The 4,435-nt window shown below is 65.9% G+C and carries 5 protein-coding genes; 2 read left to right on the forward strand and 3 right to left on the reverse strand.

Annotated elements, in window-relative coordinates; all coding sequences use genetic code 11:
* Nucleotides 1–159 precede the first annotated feature (159 nt).
* From EOA27_RS24220 to EOA27_RS24230, 3 genes are all read right to left on the reverse strand, one after another.
* Nucleotides 160–726 carry a DUF6101 family protein gene (locus tag EOA27_RS24220; protein WP_126078596.1) on the reverse strand — a complete coding sequence of 189 codons (567 nt, stop codon included), beginning with the start codon at nt 724–726 and terminating at the stop codon, nt 160–162.
* Nucleotides 727–910: 184 nt separating this feature from the next.
* Nucleotides 911–2,344, reverse strand: coding sequence for an FAD-binding oxidoreductase (locus EOA27_RS24225; RefSeq protein ID WP_126078597.1), 1,434 nt, complete (start codon nt 2,342–2,344; stop codon nt 911–913).
* A gap of 21 nt (nt 2,345–2,365) precedes the next feature.
* Nucleotides 2,366–3,328, reverse strand: coding sequence for an L-threonylcarbamoyladenylate synthase (locus EOA27_RS24230; protein WP_126078598.1), 963 nt, complete (start codon nt 3,326–3,328; stop codon nt 2,366–2,368).
* 171 nt (nt 3,329–3,499) lie between these two features.
* Here EOA27_RS24230 and EOA27_RS24235 point away from each other — a divergent pair, with 171 nt between their 5' ends.
* Both EOA27_RS24235 and EOA27_RS24240 read left to right on the forward strand, forming a co-directional pair.
* A complete protein-coding gene (locus EOA27_RS24235; protein WP_126078599.1) occupies nt 3,500–3,997 on the forward strand; it encodes a hypothetical protein in 498 nt (165 codons plus the stop codon).
* A 98-nt stretch (nt 3,998–4,095) separates the two neighbouring features.
* Nucleotides 4,096–4,435 (forward strand): hypothetical protein (locus tag EOA27_RS24240; RefSeq protein WP_127257434.1); only part of this gene is annotated, 340 nt, incomplete at its 3' end.

Genomic DNA, 4,435 nt, shown 5'->3' on the forward strand with positions numbered 1-4,435 from the left:
CGAAGCCGCTCATCCATGATGCCAGTCTCTCGCCAAACCATCGCCGGTCCTCCCGGCTGGCAAGAAAACTGTCACCCATCTAATCGGTCCATTCTGTTACCTATCTATCCGGTTCGGACACCGGGCACTTCTCCCCGTATAGAGACGGGGAGAAGAAACCTACTCCCTTGCAATGATCTCCTGGCCGTCGATGACGAGCCTCAGGCCCAGATTGCCGGCCTTGCGGCGGGCGAGGAAGCGCGGGCGGCGCGTGGTGGAGACGCGGCCCTTGCGGCGCTCCTGCGGCGGCAGCGCCTTGATGGCGGCGCCGAGCGATTCTTCCAGCGTGCGGGCAATGCCGTCGGCCTCGATCAGCAGCATCGGCAGGCGATAGGCGTCGGCCCAGGCGCGCCAGTCGGCGGCGACGTCCTCGAGATCGTCGGCGACCAGCAGCGGCACCGAGAGCATCGGATCATTGTGCAGGAGCTCGAGCGTCACGGTGACGTTGCCGTCCGGATCCTCCATGGCGCGCGCGGCAACGCCGCGGAACGCCTTGGCGGGCAGCGCGATGATCGCCGGCAAACCGCTCATCTCCAGCATGCGGCGGATGACGGCGCCGCGCTGGTCGATGGTGAAGGTCACATCGCCATAGTCGTCGCGGGTGGCGTAGCTCACCATCTGCGGCAGGCGAAATGGGTCGAGACGCATGTTGCGCCCGGCCCAGACTGGCTTCAGTCCAGTGTTCATCGATGTCTTCCCTGTTACTCCTGAGGGCCGTTTTCCGGTTCTCTCAGGGCCGGTTTTTCCGGCCTCGTTATGGGAAGAAATGTTAGCGCTGGCTTCTTACCGGCGCGCTTAAGAAAGTCGGTTAAATTTTGCTGATCTCAGGGATGGTTATCGGAATGCGACCGTCCACCAGATATGGGAAGGATCAGATAACCTTACCGGGATTCATGATGCCTGCGGGATCGAAGGCGGCCTTCACCCGGCGCATCAGGTCGATGGCCATCGGCGGCGCCGTGGCGATCAGCTCGTCGCGCTTCAGCTGACCTATGCCGTGCTCGGCCGAGATCGAGCCGTGGAAGGAGCGCACGACATCGTGCACGGCCTTGTTCATCGGGTGATAGAGCTCGAGGAACGGCTCGTCCTGCCAATCCACCGGACGCGAGATGTTGTAGTGCAGATTGCCGTCGCCCATGTGGCCGAAGCAGACCACACGCGCGCCGGGGCAGACGCCTTCCACCACGCCGGCCGCCTTATCGATGAAGTCGGGGATCGAGGCGATCGGCACGGAGATGTCGTGCTTGATCGAGGCCCCCTCAGGCTTCTGGCATTCGGGCAGCGTCTCGCGGAAATTCCAGAAGGCGTCGCCCTGGGCCAGGCTTGCCGACACCACCGCGTCGCCGACGATGCCTTGCTCGAGGCCGGCTGACAGGATCTCCTCGATCAGCGCCTTGCCGTCCTCCTCGGAGCGTCCGGACGAAATCTGCATCAGCACATACCACGGCCAGTCGTCGGCCAGCGGCCGCGTGATGCCTTGCCCGTGCTTCAGCGTGAAATCATAAGGCCTTCTGGCGATCAGCTCGAAAGCTGTGAGCGAAGCTCCGGCGCGGTCCATCGCCAGCGTGAACAGCGAAAGCGCGTCTTTCGGGGACGACGGCAGGCCGGCAAAAGCGACCTCCCTGCCCTTCGGCTTCGGGAACAGTTTCAGCACCGCGGCGGTGATGACGCCGAGCGTGCCTTCGGCGCCGACGAAGAGGTTCTTCAGATCGTAGCCGGTGTTGTCCTTCTTCAATTTGCGCAGGTCGTCGAACACCTCGCCGGTCGGCAGCACCACCTCGACGCCGAGACAGAGCTCGCGCGCATTGCCATAGGCAAGCACGCCCGTGCCGCCAGCATTGGAGGAGAGATTGCCGCCGATCTGGCAGGAGCCTTGCGCGGCGAGCGAGAGCGGAAAGAGCCGGTCGGCGGCGTCGGCCGCCTCCTGCAGCGTCTGCAGGATGACGCCGGCCTCGACGGTCACCGTGTTCGACAAGACATCGATCTCGCGGATGCGGTTCAGCCGCGACAGCGACAGCACGATGTCGTGACCGGATTTGTCCGGCACCTGCGCGCCGACCAGCCCGGTGTTGCCGCTCTGCGGCACGATCGGCGTACCAGTCTCGGTCGCAAGCCGCATGATGCGGCTCACTTCCTCGACGCTGGCGGGCCTCAGCACCAGCGACGTGCGGCCATGCCAGAGGCCGCGCCGCTCGGTGATGTAGGGCGCGATGTCGGCCTGGTCGCGCAAGGCATATTTGTCGCCGACGATTGCCGCGAAGCGGTCGATGACGGCAGGGTCGAGGTCGAAGGGCTGATCGTTCATGGCGGCAAGAACCTATGGCGCTCAGGCCTGCTTGTCACGGGGGGCAGCGGCGCGCGCGAGCCGGTCGTTGATCGCCTCGCCCAGCCCCTCGAAAGGGATCGGCTCGACGGCGATGGTGGCGGCGCCGCTGCGGTCGAGCGCCTGCATGGCGGCAAAAAGGTTGCTGGCCGCCTCGCGCAGGTCGCCGGCCTCGGAGAGATTGCGCATAGCAGCCGCATTCTGCCAGCCCTCGGCGCGGTTGCGGCCGAAGGCAAGCAATGCTTCGCCCCTCACGATCTGTTGAACATTGAGCCGCATCGCCGCACCCGGCGCGTAATGCGAGGCAAGCATGCCCGGCGCCTCGATGCCGGTAGCGCCGCGCACCAGTTTCGCGCCGGCGGCGGCCTCGATCTCCTCGGCGCCGATGCCGCCCGGCCTGAGCAGCCGCAATTTGCCGTCCTCGACCTTGAGGATGGTCGATTCCAGTCCGACGGGCGTCGCGCCTCCATCCACGACCAGCTTGATCCTGTCGCCGAGATCGGCGGCGACCGCCTGCGCCGTCGTGCCGGAAATCCTGCCTGAGGAATTGGCGCTGGGGGCGGCAAGCGGCCGGCCGAGCCGCGCGATCAGCTCGCCGCCGAACCCGCGCGGCATGCGCAGCGCGATCGTATCCAGCCCCGCGGTGACCAGCGGATGGATGCCATTGTCCGCGCGCTGCGGCAGCACCAGCGTCAGCGGGCCGGGCCAGAAGGCTTGCGCGAGTTTTGCCGAGAGCGGGTCGAAGCCGGCAATGTGGTCCGCCATCGCGCGATCGGCGACATGGGCGATCAGCGGGTTGAAGCGCGGCCGGCCCTTCGCCTCGAAAATGCGCGCCACGGCAACGCCGTTGGTGGCATCGCCAGCCAGGCCGTAAACCGTCTCGGTCGGGATGGCGACGACGTCGCCGGCTTTAAGCAACGCCAAAGCCCGCTCAAGCGCCTCGCCAACCGCCAATATCTCAGCCAAATTTGCCACCAGTCTCAAACATGCCGGTCCCGTAATACGACGGCTTCCATCGGGCAAGGGCGGGCATTGGCGATTTATCAATCCCTAAAATGTTAAGTTTCCGCGCAAGCCCGCTTCAATTTGCCGGCCTTAAGGTGCGGACCGGTGGTTACCGGCTGGGGAGTTTTTGTAATGCGTTTGCTCGGAGCGTTCGGCATCGGCCTTTTGGCAATGAACGGCGCGGCGCAGGCGTCGTCGATCGTCGTAGTCGGACCCTCGACGTCGACGCCTTCGGTGGTCAGGCTGGACGCGATCGATCCGGCCAAGCTGTCGGCGCTCTCCGCGCCATCGATGATTGCGCTGGGCGATCCCGTGCCCGCCGTCACCGACGAAAAGGTCGCGGCTATTCCCGAAAAGTCCGGGCATCAGCCGGCGCCGATGATCATCCGCGGCGGCATTGTCGGCGGCGCCTTCGCAACGCCCGCGGCGGCGAAGCCCACGGCACCGGCAACCACAACCGCGGCCGCGCCGGCAAACGGCACTTCGCCGGCAACGCCTGCCAACGGCACCGCCTCCGCTTCGAAGGGCAACGACAAGGCCGGCAGCCAGCCCACCGCGACAGCCAATGCGTCGGGCGGCGCGCAGCCGAAAAATGCCCAGCCGCTGCCGCGCGTCGGCAAGGCGATGTAGATCACACTCAATACCGCTTCAATGTGCTAACCGCTTGGCTCGATCCCCGTCATCGGGATCGGGCACGATGGCGCTGACGTTTCAAAAAGGGGGATTTCATGACCGTTTCGAAAGCAATGGCCGTTGCCGGACTGGTGGTGGCGGCGACACTGGTGACGGGTTCGGCGCGAGCCGACGACATGCTCGGCTCTTACGTCGCGCGGATTTCCGATCGCGATCACCGCGCCAGCGACGGCTATCCGCTGAGCAGCGCGGCGCAGATGGTGCGGCAGGACCGCGCCAATTGGCACAAGTTCCATCGGCGCGACAGCGACGACCAGGGCGATCCCTGGTTCCGCAGCGACGGCTCGCGCGCCGACCTGCAGCGCATGCTGGAACGCGGCGGCGCCATGGGCAGCGCGACAAGGCGCGCCATCGTCAATGGCGAGCCGCTGATCG

This window comes from Mesorhizobium sp. M2A.F.Ca.ET.037.01.1.1 (assembly GCF_003998075.1).
Taxonomy (GTDB): Bacteria; Pseudomonadota; Alphaproteobacteria; order Rhizobiales; family Rhizobiaceae; genus Mesorhizobium.

Coding starts and splice junctions, on each gene's coding strand:
- EOA27_RS24220 (WP_126078596.1), bottom strand. CDS start 726: ATGAACACTGGACTGAAGCCAGTCTGGGCCGGGCGCAACATGCGTCTC.
- EOA27_RS24225 (WP_126078597.1), bottom strand. CDS start 2,344: ATGAACGATCAGCCCTTCGACCTCGACCCTGCCGTCATCGACCGCTTC.
- EOA27_RS24235 (WP_126078599.1), top strand. CDS start 3,500: ATGCGTTTGCTCGGAGCGTTCGGCATCGGCCTTTTGGCAATGAACGGC.